11 protein-coding genes and 1 pseudogene are annotated in these 15,642 nt (G+C 62.3%); 1 reads left to right on the top strand and 11 read right to left on the bottom strand.

Annotation, left to right across the window (positions count from 1 at the left end):
- Positions 1-91: 91 nt before the first annotated feature.
- From ACFVHY_RS14900 to ACFVHY_RS14850, 11 genes and pseudogenes are all read right to left on the bottom strand, one after another.
- Positions 92-1,573: pseudogene (locus ACFVHY_RS14900) on the bottom strand (NAD-dependent succinate-semialdehyde dehydrogenase).
- Between the two features lie 316 nt (positions 1,574-1,889).
- A complete protein-coding gene (locus tag ACFVHY_RS14895; RefSeq protein ID WP_390273068.1) occupies positions 1,890-2,198 on the bottom strand; it encodes a 2Fe-2S iron-sulfur cluster-binding protein in 309 nt (102 codons plus the stop codon).
- Entirely contained in the window at positions 2,198-3,364 is a 1,167-nt protein-coding gene (locus ACFVHY_RS14890; RefSeq protein WP_390273242.1) for an acyl-CoA dehydrogenase family protein, read from the bottom strand. Before ACFVHY_RS14890 ends, ACFVHY_RS14895 begins: the two co-directional genes overlap by 1 nt.
- A 47-nt stretch (positions 3,365-3,411) precedes the next feature.
- Positions 3,412-4,833: an aldehyde dehydrogenase family protein gene (locus tag ACFVHY_RS14885; RefSeq protein ID WP_390273066.1), complete on the bottom strand. Its 1,422-nt coding sequence runs from the start codon at positions 4,831-4,833 to the stop codon at positions 3,412-3,414.
- Positions 4,834-4,835: 2 nt separating this feature from the next.
- Positions 4,836-6,542 carry a thiamine pyrophosphate-binding protein gene (locus ACFVHY_RS14880; RefSeq protein ID WP_390273062.1) on the bottom strand — a complete coding sequence of 569 codons (1,707 nt, stop codon included), beginning with the start codon at positions 6,540-6,542 and terminating at the stop codon, positions 4,836-4,838.
- The gene (locus ACFVHY_RS14875) at positions 6,532-7,458 is read right to left on the bottom strand and encodes an SDR family NAD(P)-dependent oxidoreductase (RefSeq protein ID WP_390273059.1); all 927 of its coding nucleotides are present in this window, start codon (positions 7,456-7,458) and stop codon (positions 6,532-6,534) included. The genes ACFVHY_RS14880 and ACFVHY_RS14875 overlap by 11 nt, the downstream gene beginning before the upstream one ends.
- 21 nt (positions 7,459-7,479) lie before the next feature.
- Positions 7,480-9,303: a flavin-containing monooxygenase gene (locus ACFVHY_RS14870; protein ID WP_390273056.1), complete on the bottom strand. Its 1,824-nt coding sequence runs from the start codon at positions 9,301-9,303 to the stop codon at positions 7,480-7,482.
- A gap of 27 nt (positions 9,304-9,330) precedes the next feature.
- Positions 9,331-10,710 carry an SRPBCC family protein gene (locus ACFVHY_RS14865; RefSeq protein ID WP_390273053.1) on the bottom strand — a complete coding sequence of 460 codons (1,380 nt, stop codon included), beginning with the start codon at positions 10,708-10,710 and terminating at the stop codon, positions 9,331-9,333.
- 24 nt (positions 10,711-10,734) lie between these two features.
- Positions 10,735-11,580 carry an SDR family NAD(P)-dependent oxidoreductase gene (locus ACFVHY_RS14860; RefSeq protein WP_390273050.1) on the bottom strand — a complete coding sequence of 282 codons (846 nt, stop codon included), beginning with the start codon at positions 11,578-11,580 and terminating at the stop codon, positions 10,735-10,737.
- Positions 11,577-13,151 carry an SMP-30/gluconolactonase/LRE family protein gene (locus ACFVHY_RS14855; RefSeq protein WP_390273239.1) on the bottom strand — a complete coding sequence of 525 codons (1,575 nt, stop codon included), beginning with the start codon at positions 13,149-13,151 and terminating at the stop codon, positions 11,577-11,579. The genes ACFVHY_RS14860 and ACFVHY_RS14855 overlap by 4 nt, the downstream gene beginning before the upstream one ends.
- Positions 13,152-13,528: 377 nt before the next feature.
- On the bottom strand, positions 13,529-14,302 hold the full coding sequence (locus ACFVHY_RS14850) for a FadR/GntR family transcriptional regulator (RefSeq protein WP_390273047.1): 774 nt from the start codon (positions 14,300-14,302) through the stop codon (positions 13,529-13,531).
- A 154-nt stretch (positions 14,303-14,456) separates the two neighbouring features.
- On the opposite strand from ACFVHY_RS14850, the gene ACFVHY_RS14845 reads away from it, so the two are divergent.
- On the top strand, positions 14,457-15,605 hold the full coding sequence (locus ACFVHY_RS14845) for an acyl-CoA dehydrogenase family protein (protein WP_390273044.1): 1,149 nt from the start codon (positions 14,457-14,459) through the stop codon (positions 15,603-15,605).
- The last annotated feature ends 37 nt before the right edge of the window (positions 15,606-15,642 follow it).

The following is a 15,642-nucleotide window of genomic DNA, read 5'->3' as shown; positions in this document are numbered from 1 at the left end:
GTCTGCCCATAGACCTCTCCAGCCGGAACAACTGTGCCCCATCGTGATCCTCGTTTCGTCGTATCGCGGGAATCAGGACTGGAGAGACTGGTCAGGGCAGGGCCACGTACTTGGTCGTAAGGTCCTCAGCGATGCCCTCGGTGCCGCCTTCTCCGCCCAGGCCGGACTTCTTCACACCGCCGAAAGGTGCAGCGACATCGGAGATGACTCCCCGGTTCACGCCGATCATCCCGGCGTCGAGTAGTTGGGAAGCACGCATGCAACGGTTGAGATCTCGGCTATAGAAGTACGCAGCGAGTCCGTATTCGGTAGCGTTGGCCACCGAGAGCGCTTGGTTCTCAGTGTCGAAGACACTGATCAGCCCAACCGGCCCGAAGACCTCTTCCCGATCGACAGCGGCATCGGCAGGGACTTGGTCGATTACGGTTGCGGGAAAGAAGAAACCCGGTGCGGGTTCGATCGTTCCGCCGAGTCGAATTCGTCCACCGGCTCGCACCGCACCACTCACGATGTCGGCGACGTGATCGCATTGGGCCCGGCTAACGAGCGGACCAAGTGTCGTCGCCGGTTCGTACCCGGCTCCCTGCGCGATCTGAGCCATCTTCTCTACGAGCTTGCTGGTGAACTCTTCTGCGATCGTCGCGTGAACAAGGATACGGTTGGCTGCGGTGCGAGCTTGCCCGCCGTTACGCATCTTCGCGGAGAAGGCACCCTCGACGGCGGCGTCAATGTCGGCGTCGTCGAACACGATGAAGGGAGCGTTGCCGCCGAGCTCCATGGACGTTCGCTGAACGCGGTCGGCAGCTTGGGCGATCAGCGTACGGCCTACCGGCGTCGACCTGGTGAAACTGATCTTCCTGACCCGCTCGTCCTCGATGAGTGCGCTGGACACGCCGCCGGCGTCACTAGTCGGCAGGACGGCGAGCACATCGGCAGGCAGGCCGGCATCGGCGAACACCGATGCCAGCGCCAACATCGTCAGCGGGGGCTCCTGAGCGGGTTTGATGATCATGGTGTTGCCGGCCGCCAGGGCAGGACCAATCTTGCGCGTACCCATCGCGAGCGGGAAGTTCCACGGGGTGGTGGCCAGACATACGCCGACCGGCTGGTGGGTGACGAGGATGCTGCAGTTGCCCGATGGCGATCGAGTGAAGCGGCCATCGGTCCGGACCGCCTCTTCGGCGAACCATCGGAGGAATTCGGCGCCGTACCGTGCCTCGCCCAGACTGTCGGAAAGCGCTCGGCCGAGTTCCAGTGTCATCAGCATCGCGAACTCGTCCAACCGCTCGGCGATGATGTCGTACGCCCCTCGCAGGATCTCGGCGCGCGCTCCCGGGGCCCGGTGTCCGCCCACGCGGCCGCCACCCGGGCGGCCCGATCGAGTGCGCGTTGGGCGTCGGTGGGCGACGCGTCGGCGACCAGTGCAAGCGTGTGCTCGGTGGCACGGGTCAATAGCCGCAATCGTCGCGCCGTCAGCCGCCGGCATCGAGCGCCCCTGGATCCAGAGACCGGTAGGCACCTTCGACAGAAGACCGGTGGCGACGGCGGGTAGCGCGGCGGTGGGAAAGTTCATCGCCGCTCCTATTGCGATCAGGACTGGCAGTCGACTATGGCGTCCGAGTACGCCTGCCGGGTCACTGACGCCCGTAGAGCCTCGACCATGGTCTTTCCGATGCTGCGGGCTCGGGCCAGCGTGGCTGAGGATTCGCCGTTGACGGCCTGCCGCCAGCACTGACACGACGGCTCAGCCACCCCCATAGAAGTGCCGTTCACAACTTCCCAAAGAGCTACAGACTAGCGACGTCGACGACCACCTACCGTCCCCCGGAAGCTCGCGGGTCGTCGACCCGTCACGCCGTGCCGCCGTCCGCTGGGGCTAGTTGTCCATCTCAGTGATACTCGATTGTCGCGGTCCAGCTTTCTGGTACCGCCTGACACGTGAGAATGAGCCCACTGGCCAGCTCATCGTCGCTGAGGGCCTCGTTGTGCACGAGTGCCACCTTCCCGTCTATCAGTTGCGCGACGCACGTCGCACAGTGACCAGCCTCGCAGTGGAACGGTGGCGCCATCCCTGCCCTGCGAACGCTCTGCAACACGGTCTCTCCATTGTGGTTCGTAACCGTCTTGGTTCGTCCTCGGAGTACGACGGTCACTGTCCGCCTGGGCGACCCTGACTCACCGTGCGCGGGGGACGACATCAGTAGCTCCGCGGCAGCCCGAGGCAGTGGGACCCGAGGTAGGCCAGGATCATCTCCTGACTGACGGGCGCGATCTTCATGACTCTGGCCTCGCGGAAGTATCGAGCGACGTGGTATTCCTCGGCATACCCCATGCCACCGTGGGTTTGCAGTGCCCGGTCGGCGGCGGTGAAGCCCGCGTCGGCGCAGAGGTATTTGGCGGTGTTGGCTTCGCGGCCGCAGGACAGCCCTTGATCGTAGCGCCAGGTGGCCTTTCGCAAGATCAGTTCGGCGGCATCGAGTCGCGCCAACGAATCTGCGAGCGGAAACTGTATTCCCTGATTCATTCCGATGGGCCGATCGAACACCACTCGTTCGCCGGCGTATCGGACCGCTCGATCGAGGGCCGCTCGCCCCAGACCGAGCGCCTCGGCTGCTATCAGCATTCGCTCGGGATTGAGTCCGTCGAGGAGGTAGCGGAACCCTTCTCCCTCCTCTCCGACCCGATCTTCGACGGGAATCGGCAGATCATCGATAAACAGCTCGTTGGAACTTACTGCGTTGCGTCCCATTTTTCTAATGGGACGGACATCGATGTGGGAACGATCCAGGTCGGTCAAGAACAGCGTCATGCCGTCGGTTTTCTTCTCGACATCAGACTGAGGCGTGGTTCTGGTGAGAAGCAGAATCTTATCGGATTCCTGCGCTTTCGAGATCCACACCTTGCGGCCGTTCACCACGTAGTGATCGCCTCGCCGTTTCGCTGTGGTTGTTATGCGTGAGGTATCGAGACCCGCTCCCGGCTCTGTCACCCCGAAACAGACGTGCATGTCACCGGTCGCGATCTGGGGCAGCGTTCTCCGTTTGAGATCTGAAGAACCGTGCAGAACAACCGGTTGCATGCCGAAGATCGACAGATGGATGGCGGTCGCCGCATTCATGCCACCGCCCGACCGCGCGACCTCCTCGGCGAGTAGTGACGCCTCGGTGATGCCGTAACCATGGCCTCCGAACTCCTCCGGGATCGTGATGCCGAGCCAGCCACCGTCGGCGATTGCCGTGTAGAACTCGCCTGGAAACTCGTGGGAAAGATCCTTGTTCATCCAGTACTGATCGTCGAATCTCTGACTGAGATCCGCAACCGAACGGCGGATGAGTTCCTGGTCGTCGGTGAGGTTGAAACACATACCGCCAGAGTCGGAGCGGGCAGGGTCGGCGATCGCGCGATGCGCGGTCACGACGCGTACCCGAGAATTGCCTTGACTTCTAAATAGTCCTCGAGGCCGAATTCGCCCCACTCCCTACCGTTCCCGCTCTTCTGGTATCCGCCGAACGGACTCCGGAAGTCGAACGCGTCGTTAATCGTCACCCACCCGGCGCGGATTCTTCGCGCCACATCGCGCGCCTGGTCCAGGTCTCGGCCGGCCACATTGCCCGCGAGTCCGTAGTCGGAGTCATTGGCGATCTCGATCGCGTGATCCACGTCGTGGTAAGCGATGATCGTCAGGACCGGCCCGAAGATCTCCTCTCTCGCAATGGTCATGTCGTTGGTGACGTCGGCGAAGACCGTGGGTTTCACGAAGTATCCGGACTTCAGACCTTCAGGGCGGCCGGGGCCGCCGGCTACAACGGTGGCCCCTTCGTCGATCCCGGTGTTGATCAGCTTCTGCACCTTGTCGAATTGCGCAGCCGACACGACAGGGCCCAGGTGAACGTTCTCGGTCGGGTCGCCGATCGTGAGTTGTTCGGCAGCAGCCCTGGCTGCTTTGACGGCGTCCGTCTCTCGATCTCGGGGCACCAGCAGTCGGGTCAGCGCGCTGCATGTCTGTCCTGAGTTGTTCATCATGGTAGCGACAGCGGCGCCGACATTGGCGACGAGTTCGTCATCGTCGAGGACGATGTTGGCGCTCTTGCCTCCCAATTCCTGAGTGACCCTTTTGACAGTCGGTGCCGCGTTGCGCGCAACCTCGATGCCGGCTCGTGTCGATCCAGTGAACGACACCATGTCGACGTCTGGATGGCTCGACAGGGGCACACCAACTCTCTCACCGTCGCCCTGCACCAGGTTGAACACGCCGGCGGGAACCCCGGCCGCATCGAGGATCTCGGCGAAGATCTGACCGGTGAAGGGGGCCTGTTCCGACGGCTTGAGCACCATCGTGCAACCAGCTGCCAACGCCGGAAACACCTTTACTGCAATCAGACTCAATGGCCAGTTCCACGGGGTGATCAATCCGCAGACCCCAATGGGTTCCTTGACCACTCTCGTGTCGCCGAGTCGATACTCGAACTCGAACTCCTCAAGAACCGACACCGCGGTGTCGAGATGACCCGCACCAAGGTTGACCTGGAATCCACCCGCCAGCGATGCGGGAGCCCCCATCTCCTCCGTCAACGCCTCAGCCAGTTCACCGAGCCTTTTCGAGTACTCGACACCGATCGCCCGCAGTAGATCGGCGCGCTGCGCAATGGACGTCGCCGACCACCCAGGGAACGCTTGTCTGGCTGCGGCAACCGCCCGATTGACGTCTTCGGCACCGCCGAAGGCAACCCGCCCGCAGACTTCCTCGGTCGCGGGGTTGACAACATCAAAGGTCTCCCCGCCTACCGGTTCAATCCATTTTCCGTCGATGTAGAGCGTTGGATACTCGCGCATGATCACTGAGTTCCTTCCGCGTACCAGGTCCTGAACTCTGCGTAACTCGGCATCTCCTCGCTGTTCGCTTTCGGATCGACCGACACGTGCACTACTGCAGGTTTGCCACTGGCATACGCGCGCTTGATGGCGGGTGCGATGTCCTCCTCACGTTCGACGTACTCCCCGTGACAGCCAAATCCTTCCGCGACCTTGTCCAGTCGAGTCTCTGAGCTCCAGTGAGTCCCCGTCTCCAGAGACCCTTGGCCGAACAACCCTTTGTAGACGCCGACCTCGAGCCCCCACGCATAGTCGACAGCGACGACACACACTAACGGTAGATTCAAGCGCACCGCTGTCTCCAGTTCACCGATGTGGAACAGAAACGACGAGTCACCGGTCACCAACATGAGTGGACGTTTGGCGCCGTCCGCAACCGACGCTCCCACCGCGTACGGAAGTCCGGTCCCGAGATGCCCAAAGTTCTGATTCCAAATGACATCGCGTGGTTTGGCCTGCGAATATGTCCACCCGAATATCGTTGTGGCGCCGCCGTCTCTGACCATGATGCCGTCGCCAGGAAAGGCTCTCGTCGCCTCGACAACCAGACGCGCCGGGTGCACGGGCACCATTCCAGACGGTGCCGTCTCGGCCAACTCGGCCAGCCGCGCCGCGTCGGCCTTCACCCATTCGGACAGCTCGGGAGTGGCGGTTCGGGGAGCGTCGCGAAGTCCATCGGTCAACTGCGGAACGACTGCTCGCAGATCCCCCACCAACGGCACGTCGATCGGCCGATTGACTCCGATCGCCTCCGCGTTCTGTTCCACCAGGACCCATTTCCGGTCGGCATCCTTGGCTGCCCAGTGGCGCCCGGAGCCGTAGTGCACCGGTTCACCCAGTTCGGTTCCGATGGCCACGCAGAGATCTGAGGAGGCGACGGCGTCGACCGCTGCGGGAGAGAAGCCGTAGGCGAAGGTCCGGTCTTCGAGGCCGGGTATGAACGACGTACCGCCGGATGTCTGAATGATGGGGCACGCCATCGCATCTGCCAACTCACGCACGACCTTGCCTGCTCGTGCGGTATGAACGCCGTGCCCGACCAACAGGATTGGCTGCACCGCTGACTGTATGTGGCCAACGGCGTCGTCGATGAGACTCTGTCCCGCCGTCTGCCCAACCAGTCGGTAACGATGTGGCGGCAGCGGTGCGGGCACATCGAGGTCCTCCTCGATGATGTGTTTCGGATACTCGATGTACACGGGCCCCGGTGTCCCCGACAACGCTCGGCGAAGACCTTCCCGGATGATCTCATCGGTCTGGTCGGCGAACTCGATGCTAGCGTGGTACTTGACCGACGGGGCGAACAGTTCCGCTTGCTTGACGAATTGGATACGACCGCGGCGTACCCGCTGCTCGGTAATGCGTGCGCGCTGGCCACCGAGGAAGATGACCGGCGAGTTCTCGACCTTCGCGCACATCATGGCCCCGGCGAGATTGGCGACTCCAGGACCGAGCGTGCCAATGCACACGGCAGCCGTCCCGGTCATTCGCGACACTGCTTCGGCCATGAACCCTGCCGCTTCTTCGTGATGCGGCGCGACTACCTTCCACCCGCGTTCTTCCGCGAGGTGAAACATGTGCACGAAGTTCGGGTCGGGAATGCCAAACATCGTGGTGATGCCCTCGGCTTCGAACAGGTCGAGAATTCGCTCGTAAACCTTAACCGACATGGTGTATCGCCTCCGTCGCTAGCGCGAAACTTTTTCGCAGGTGTTCGTTGTGCCCGTCGCGGACTGGATCCAGCAGCCACGGTTCCCGGGTGTCTCGAATGGCGTCGATCTCGCTCGCGACCTCCTCGATCGACCATTTGGGCCGGTGGATCCCGCGGGTCTCCGCGACGTACGCGCGTGCGACGCGGCCCGCGACCGCCACCAGAATGTCGCCGCTCACCGAGCAAGTCTCATGCGCGAGCCAACCGACGGTGGGAGCGATCAACTCGGGATCCATGTCTGGGAAGGACGACGTGTCGCGGCCTTCGGACAGACGAGTGACTGCCGCCGGCACGATGACATTGCTCCGAACACCTTGCTCGGCGCCTTCGATGGCAATGACGTTGGAGAAACCGATGATTCCGGCCTTTGCTGCCGCGTAGTTCGCTACTCCGATGTTCCCGTACAGACCGCCGATCGATGAGGTCAGTACGACGCGTCCATAATTCGCATCGGCCATCACCGGAAACGCCGGTCGTACAACATTGAACGCTCCGCGTAAGTGGACGTCGAGTACCGCATCGAAGTCGTCGTGCGTCAGTTCGCGAAGGTTTCCGTACCGCACGTTGCCGGCATTGTGGATGACAATGTCGAGGCGGCCATAACTCTCAAGTGCGGTCTCCACGATCGCCTGTCCGCCAGACTCTGTGGCCACTGACTCGGTACATACGACTGCGTTTCCCCCCGCTGACATTATTGCCGCCACGGTATCCGCGGCTGGAGCACTGTCCGCGTTCTCCCCGCGTTGGCTGAATCCTGGGTCGTTGACCACAACCGAGGCGCCCCGTGCGGCAAGGAGTAGTGCATATGCTCGGCCGAGCCCACGTCCCGCCCCAGTGACGACCGCTACTCTGTCATCGAATCTGTATTCTCTCAACGTATCTCCTTCCCTCGCCGTTCAATGCCGCACCTCCATACCGCGCATCTCTCCATTGGCACGCCACTCGGTGAGCAGATCACCGAACGCATAGAACCCTGGCCCGTACGGTTCGCCGAGATGCGAACGAAGGTTGCCCGAACCTTCGTTGTTGTAGAAGCCCGGGGTGCATTCGCGAGCGAATGATGTGGTGTCGACGGCTTCGTCTTTGATGGTCTGGCACCACGAGTCGACCGCTCGAGCGGTGGGCTCGATTGCGATGACGCCCGATCCGATCGCCTCGGCAAGGACTGCCGCAATATGAGACGTTTGCTGATCGAAAACCGCGGTGATGCTCGCGGTCACACCGCCCTGTAAGAAGCCGGTGAAGAACAGATTCGGAAAGTTGCTCGTCGTCATTCCGTGTAACGTGCGATAGCCCTCGGCCCAGTGGTCGTAGAGCGACACGCCGCCGCGTCCGGTGAAGGGAGCGATCGACAGCCGACGATCCAGATCCGTGGTGATCTCGAATCCGCTGGCGAAGATGATGCAGTCGACCTCGTGCTCGACCCCGTGGGCTACGATGCCTCGTCGGGTGATTCGCTCGACGCCCTTCGTATTGGACACATCGATCAGACTGACGTTCTCTCGGTTGAACGTCGGCAGGTAGGAGTCACTAAAACACGGTCTCTTGCAGAGGAACCTATAGAAGGGTTTGAGTGCCTCCGCTGTCTGTGGGTCAGTGACGACCTCGGCGACACGGCCTCGCACCCGTTCCATCGCCCGGTAGTCCTCGATCTCACGCAGTCGCATGAATTCAGCGGGGGTGAGGCTCTGCCAGGAGTCGGTCGCGGTGATGGTCGCCTCGAGGTTCCTGGCAACCTCCGTCCAACCGTCGCAGATCAGGTCCTCTTCGCCCGGATCGAATGCCTCGAAAGAGGCCTTGTGGAAGTTCCGCTTGCGGATTTCGGTCCAGCCTGGCTGGACCGAGTCGGCCCAGGCCGGATCGGTAGGGATGTCCCCTCGCTCGTACACGAACGACGGCGTGCGCTGGAACACGAAGAGATGGTCCGCGGATCTGGCCACATGCGGAATGATCTGCACGCCCGTTGAACCAGTTCCGATGACGGCCACCTTCTTACCGGCGAGCTTGTGTAAGCCTCCATGCAGATCACCACCGGTGTAGTCGTAGTCCCAACGGGCGCTGTGGAACATATGTCCATCGAAAGTCTCGATTCCCGGTATACCCGGCAGCTTGGGCTTGTTGAACGGCCCCTGCGCCATGATGACGAACCGGGCGCGCAGATCGTCGTCGCGATTGGTTCCGATCCGCCACCGCTGAATGGCCTCATCCCATTCGAGCGACGTCACGAGGGTGCTGAATACAGCACGCTCGTACAGGTTGTAGTGCTTGCCGATTCGCTGAGCGTGCTGAAAGTTCTCATCGCCGTGGGTGTACTTTTCGGTCGGCATGTACCCCGTCTCCTCCAGGAGCGGCAGGTAGAGGTAGCTGTCCGTATCGACTTGGATTCCGGGATAGCGATTCCAATACCACACTCCACCGAAGTCGCCGGCATGCTCGACGATCCGGAAGTCTTTGATGCCTGCCTCGAGAAGGCGCGCACCGGCCAGGAGACCCGCCCAGCCACCGCCGAGAATTACGACCTGCACATCATCGTCGAGAGCATCTCGCGGAACCACTGCGGTGTAGGGGTCATCGCGATGAAACTGTTCGAAGGCTCCCTCAGCAACCAGATACTGTTCCTGGCCGTCTGACCGCAATCTCTTGTCGCGCTCTTCGCGATATTTCTCCTGCAGCGCTGGGAGATCGATCTCGGGCGTCTGCGTTGGTGCACAATCGGTCATTTGCTTCTTTCCTCAGGAACCTCTCTGTCAGGACAGGTCGCGCGGTTCGCCGGTACCCATATAGCGGGCGAGGTTGTGGTGGAGGTTGACGACACTGCGTTCTCGGTAGGGATTCGGTTTCGGTCCGGTGAATCCGCGGCTCTTCATCCCTTGCTGCACGGCTGCCATGTTGTCGAAGTCCTGGGGCAGCACGCTTCGCCAGTTCGGGTCACCCACGGGGGTGTACTCCCATTCCGTCTTGGGCTCTTGCCCTTCGGGGAACAGTTCGAACACCGCGGCTTCGAAGATGCAGCTGTCTGGATCGTGACCGTTCGGACGGAACCGATAGCACAGCATGTTGTTGAGCGCGTGCCCGATCTGGAAGTTCGGGAAGATCTGCCATGCAGTGCCGGCGCGTGCAACGACATCCGGATCCACCTTCGGCCAGAACACCCCGCGGAGTTCGTCCTCCGACCGCGCTGTGTCGATCCAGTACCGCAACACTTCTGGAGCCGGGGTGCCCTCCGGAAGTTCGTCGACGAGGCGATTGGCCACGTCGACCAAGGTGCTGGTGGTGTTGGTGTTGGCTTCCTCCCACGTGAAGTTCTGCAGAGCAGCGGTCGACACGCGGGCGTCCGGGCCGAAACCGATGCGGACCTTGGCCTGGTTTTCCTCCATGCCCTTCGGTGCGTCGTAGCCGATGTTAGAGTGCTTCCCCTGCGCGCGCGCCCAACCCAGAAAGCGTCCGAAGTTCATGAACTCCGGGTGGGTGTAGGGCACGTGATAGGTCTCCATGAAGGCCTCAAATGCGACCTTCCAGTTGCAGTCGAAGGTAAGCCACCGCCGCCACCGATACCGCATCTTCTCCAGTTCGAAGTGCTCGAGCAGGCTCGCTGCGGGCTCGAGATACGCACGTAAGGACTCACATTCGGGATCTAGATTGATCCAGACCCATCCCCCCCAGGTGTCGACCTGGACTCGAGCCAGGCCGTCATTCGCTGCCGAGAGACCGCACGGCCAGTCGTCGCGCTCCGCCGTGAAGGTATTCCGACCTTCCAGGTCGTAGCGCCAGCCGTGGAAGCCACATACGAATTGCTTCCCGCTGCCGCGAGCATCATGGGCGCCCGGTGGGGTGTCGATCAAGCGACGACCCCGATGCGCGCACACATTGTGGTGTGCTCGGATCATATCCGGGCCTGTCCGGACGACTATCACGGAATCGTCCATGATCTCGTACGTCAGATAGTCCCCGACGGCCGGAATCTCCTCCACGCGGCACACTTGCTGCCACACTCTCGACCACAACTTGTCTGCTTCGGCCTTGGCATAGTCCTCGGAGATATAGGCCTCTACACCGATCACTTTCGGAGTAGCCAAGGCGTCGTCCTGGTCCGCCTGGTTCTCGAGGTTATCGACTGTACCGGTCATGAGTTGCTCCTTTGCCATGTGGTTTCAGTGAGTGATCGCTGCCCGGAAGGACTCGTCCTTGAGGAACACCGAGGTGTTGTCTGCGCCGACGTGAGTCCACCGGAGATCCAGACCGCCGTCCACCAGCAACGTCTGGCCGGTGACATAGCTGGACAGTCCGGAGAGGAGAAACACGATAGCGTCCGCCTGTTCCTCCGGGGTACCTCTTCGCCCCATGGCGATCGCCTGGCGATCGCGCACTTCGTCGACATCGACGTAGGCTCCCGACGCAGCGGTCGCGGTGACACCCGGCGCGACGGCGTTCACCCTGACACCGTCAGAGGCCAATTCGAGGGCGAGGGTGCGGGTTACGGCAACTATCGCGGCCTTGGCCGCTCCGTATCCGATATGGAATGGCGCGGTGTTCATGCCACTGATCGACGAGACAGAGACAATCGATCCCGGTCGCGACGATCCCCGGAGTTCAGCGGCAACCGCCTGGCTCATGAAGAACATCGTTTCGAGGTTGGCGGTGAAAAGATCCCGCCAGTCCTGGCGTGACACCCGGATCGCAGGCATCCACGTCTCGGGTGCGGCCCCGCCGGCCACGTTCACGAGGCCATACAACTCGCCACGCGCATCCGCTGCCCGCTGCATCACTTTCGCGATCCCCGGTTCGGTGGATACGTCCGCGGTCACGGGGTAGACCTGGCGGCCTTCTGCGATGAGTTCATCGGCGTACTCGACCATGTGCTCGAGCGTGCGGTTGACCGCGATCACCGTGGCGCCCGCTTGCGCCACCCGCCTCATCACTGCAGTGCCAATGCCACCACCGCCAGCACCGGCAACGATCACAACGCGATCGTGCAGGTCGAAATCTATTGTGCTCATGCTGGGTTCCGCTCTTCGCGGTGGACCGCAACGACGCTTCCCTCAGCATCCGCCGAGATGTAGATCGTGCCGTCGCGACCCGCGGTAATCCCCGCGAACGGACCCATCGGACCGGCGAACGGCGGGCTTGCATTGAGCGGCTTGGCGACAACGCCATTCGGCACCCCCACCGGCAGGTGCTCGACGAGTCGCTGCACTTGTTTGGTGTCCAGGTCGACCTCGAGCAGAGACCTCAAACCTGCGTCGACGATGAGTAGGCGGCGCCCGCGAAGCAACAACCCCTGAGGGGAATCCAGCCCGTCGACAATGACGTCCACGCCCGACCCATCAATCGCGACGACACGGCCACCGCGGGACTCCGATACGAAGACCGTGTCATCCGGCCCCACCGCGACGCCCTTCGGTCCGTCCAGTCCCTCAGCCAGCACTTGGGTGGGCCCTGAGGGCGAGGTCGACAGCACCCGCCCGGCACCGAACTCCGCGAATGCGAATGCCCCTTTGCTCGTCACCGCGATACCGTAGAGCTGATCGAAACCGTCTGCGACAACGGCGGGTTCATCATCGAATCCTGTGCGGAACATGGTGATCTCACCGCTCGACGTGGTGCTCACGAACCATCCTGGATCAACTACTGCGAGTCCCCGGACGTAACCAGGTGTTCGGGGACTGAACAGTGAAGCGACGGTCTGCAGTCCGCCGTCACGCAAGGCGTATAAGAACGTTCCGTCCGCGATGTAGAGGGTGTCGTCTGCACCAACGGTCAGGTCCAACGGCCACAGGAGCCCACCTCGGAGGAGGGGCCGAGTCCGCCCACCTGCCAGCACCTCGGTAATCTCCCCAGAGAAGTGCGAGACGAACAGACGGTCGCCGACAAACGTGCAGTTGTCGAGTCCTGCATCCAACCGGGCAAGAACGGTACGTGCACCGGTTCGCGGATCGATTCGCAGCACCTCACCGCTGTTGACCTGGGTCGAGATGATGAAACCATCTGGGTCGAATTTCACCGAGTCGGGAACCCCCAGACCGCTCGCAACCCGTTGCGGTTCACCACCATTGGGATCGATGCGCCAGATCTCGTTCAGCGCCATGACGGGATAGTAGAGAAGACCGTCCGGTCCGACCTCCATGGCATTCGGCATCGCCACGTTGTCCTGGAGCACACGAGGTGCGCTCCCGTCCAGAGGCAACTCCATCAGGCGTCCGCCCGGCCGGCACTCGTTGACGAACAGACGGTCCCGATAGACCGTGATGCCGTTGACACCCGGCAGATCGTCGCGTATCACTCGCACCGCACCGCTGGGAGCCATCACACTCACACGGGCGTCGAGGTACTCAGTGGCGACCACCGAACCATCGGCCACGAAATCGACGTCGTCAGGACCGACGATGTCGCCACCCTTCTCCGCAATGGTATCGATGCACCCGGTCGCGACGTCGACTGCGCTGATCGTGCTCCCCGCCACTTGCGCCACATAGATGCGGCCGTCGGGTCCGGTGCGAATTCCGTTGGCACCGAACAAGCGACTCGGCTCGGTCACCCGTTCGACGTGCACCCCCGCGGCCGGCGACATCGATGTCGCGTTCTGATAGCGCGAAACATGTGCGTGAGACAACGCAGACCTCCCGTTGGCTGATCTGGCTCTGCATGACGTTGGATTGACTTGCCCGAAATGTGATCCGGACCACCGCCCGGTGCCGACGTTACCGTAATCCTAGTAAGGATAGCAATGCTTGGTGGTCAACCGGCTTTATGTGGCGTCGACTGATCAGGCGTCGCACCTCATCGATCCATCCTTCGACCAGTACAGACGCATGTGAAATCTGGTTCCCGCCAACTAATTTCGGCGGTCGAGGAGCTTCGTCAGTTTCATTTCCAGGAGATGACACGCAGCCGGGCCATCGATCGGAGATCGATGGCCCGGCTGAGTTCGGCAGATTACGTCGGCCGTCAGATAAACGTCGTGCGACCGCTCTTCAGAGCGGATCTCGCCATCGCATGGGACGCGTTCACAACTCCGTCGCCGAAGCGCTCGAGCACCACCTCTTGGGTCGCGATGAGATGCGTACGGTACAGGCGCTTTGCTTCAGCGGCATGTCCGGCCGCAATCTCACGGGCAATTCGCTTGTGCGCTCGGACCGCATGCTTGGCCTCACCTTCGGAGGGATACTCTCCGCGACGCGTAAGGGCTTCTGCCCACGCTTCCTCTTGCGCCGACCAGAGAGCGACCAAAGTACTCACCACGTAGCGGGTGGTCAGGTTAGGCGTATGCGCGACGATCAGATCGTGAAACTGACGTGCTTTGTGCGTGAAAGCGACACCGTCACCGACGAGCGCCGCTGATTCCTCGACGTTTGCGTCGAGTTCGGGGACAACGGTTTCACCACGGTCGGGGCGTTCGGCACACGCGGCCGCACACATGGGCTCCAACGAGCGGAGTCCGTCCGCCAGGTCGTCGAGGGTGACCCGAGCCGCCTCCAGCGACAATCCGAGGTGGTAGGCAGCGGAAGTGCCGTCGGGACGATGCACCTCCGCGCCGCCGACGTTTCCGCGCCGAACAGTCGCGAGCCCCTCTGTCTCCAGAATACGAAGAGCCTCCCGCACCGACGGGTAGCTGACCCCGAACTCCTGCACCAGCTGGTCCTGGGTGGGCAGACGAAACCCCTCATCACCTGCGAGAATTCTGGTACGCAGCTCGGAAGCAACATACTCGGCGATCCGCAATTGGGGAACCCGCGGACCACGCCCACGTCCGGCAGTCGTCACCAACGCGGGCCCGCTGCCGTCACCATGCTCTGAGTCATATGCGAATTGTAAACACCCACCTCTTGGCCTGCAAACATTGCCATCCTTATACGGATTGAGTACCGTGCGCCATATGGACTTCACACTGGGCGACAATGCCGTGGAACTCCGTGAAACGTTGCGCAACCTGCTCGCGGAGGAGATCCCCCCGGACTTTCTCGGTGCCTTCACTCACGACCCTGCGGACCTGGCTCTGGCACAACACTTCTGCGGCGTTCTTGCCGAGCAGGGCCTGCTGTGCGCCGCGTGGCCGGAGAAATTCGGGGGCGCCGAGGCGTCCATATGGGAGCAGACGGTCATCCGCGAGGAGATGTGGGCCCGCCACGAGCCTCGCGGCGCCCAGTACATGGGTGTCAACTGGGTCGGGCCGGCCATCATGCGGCATGGAACGCCCGAACAACAGCAGAAGCTCCTGCCCCCGATCGCGCGCGGAGAGGTGATCTGGTGTCAGGGCTTCAGCGAGCCCGAGGCGGGGTCGGACCTTGCGTCGATTCGAACTGCTGCACATGCCGACGCCGATGGGTGGTCCATCAGCGGCCAGAAGATCTGGACGTCCTACGCCGGTATGGCGCAGTGGTGCTTTCTGTTGGCCCGCACATCTAGAGAAGGCCGAAAGCAGAGTGGGCTGACGGTGTTCCTGCTTCCCATGTCGTCACCCGGGATAGAGGTACGGCCCATTCGGAGCATGCTGGGCCCGCATCACCTCAACGAGGTGTTCTTCGACGGCGTCCGGGCAACGGAGGCTGACGTCCTGGGAAGGGTCGGCGCGGGGTGGCCAATCGTGCAGGATGTCCTCGCGTTCGAGCGAGTGGGCATCGCGCGGTATGCGCGATGTGAACGCCTCCTCATCGAAGCCCCGTCGGCCCTCGCAGAGCGTTGGGAGGTGATCCCACCCGACCTTCACACGCGCTGGGTACGTGCGCTGGTGCACTGTCGGCGTGCTCGGCTCCTCGCCTACCAGGTGGTGGAGACGCAGTCGCGGGGCTCGATCGACCCCTCGGACGCGGCGGCGTATCGGATCGCGGTCACCCGACTCGACCAGGACAGCGCTGTGGTGCTCGCCGAGATCGCGCAGTTTGCTCGTTCGAACACTGCTGCAACACAGCTCTTTCAGGCTTCGGTGGCTGATCACTGGCGTTACGCGAACGCGTCGACAGTCGCATCGGGAAGCATCGAGATGCAGAAAATCCTACTGGCTCGTGCGATGTTGCCGACAGGATGATCGCCTCCGATACCGGTACAACGCCGACAGAACCGAA

It is taken from the genome of Gordonia sp. NPDC127522, from assembly GCF_042672305.1.
Classification (GTDB): Bacteria; Actinomycetota; Actinomycetes; order Mycobacteriales; family Mycobacteriaceae; genus Gordonia; species Gordonia hongkongensis.
This window is presented reverse-complemented; position numbering and strand designations above follow the sequence as displayed.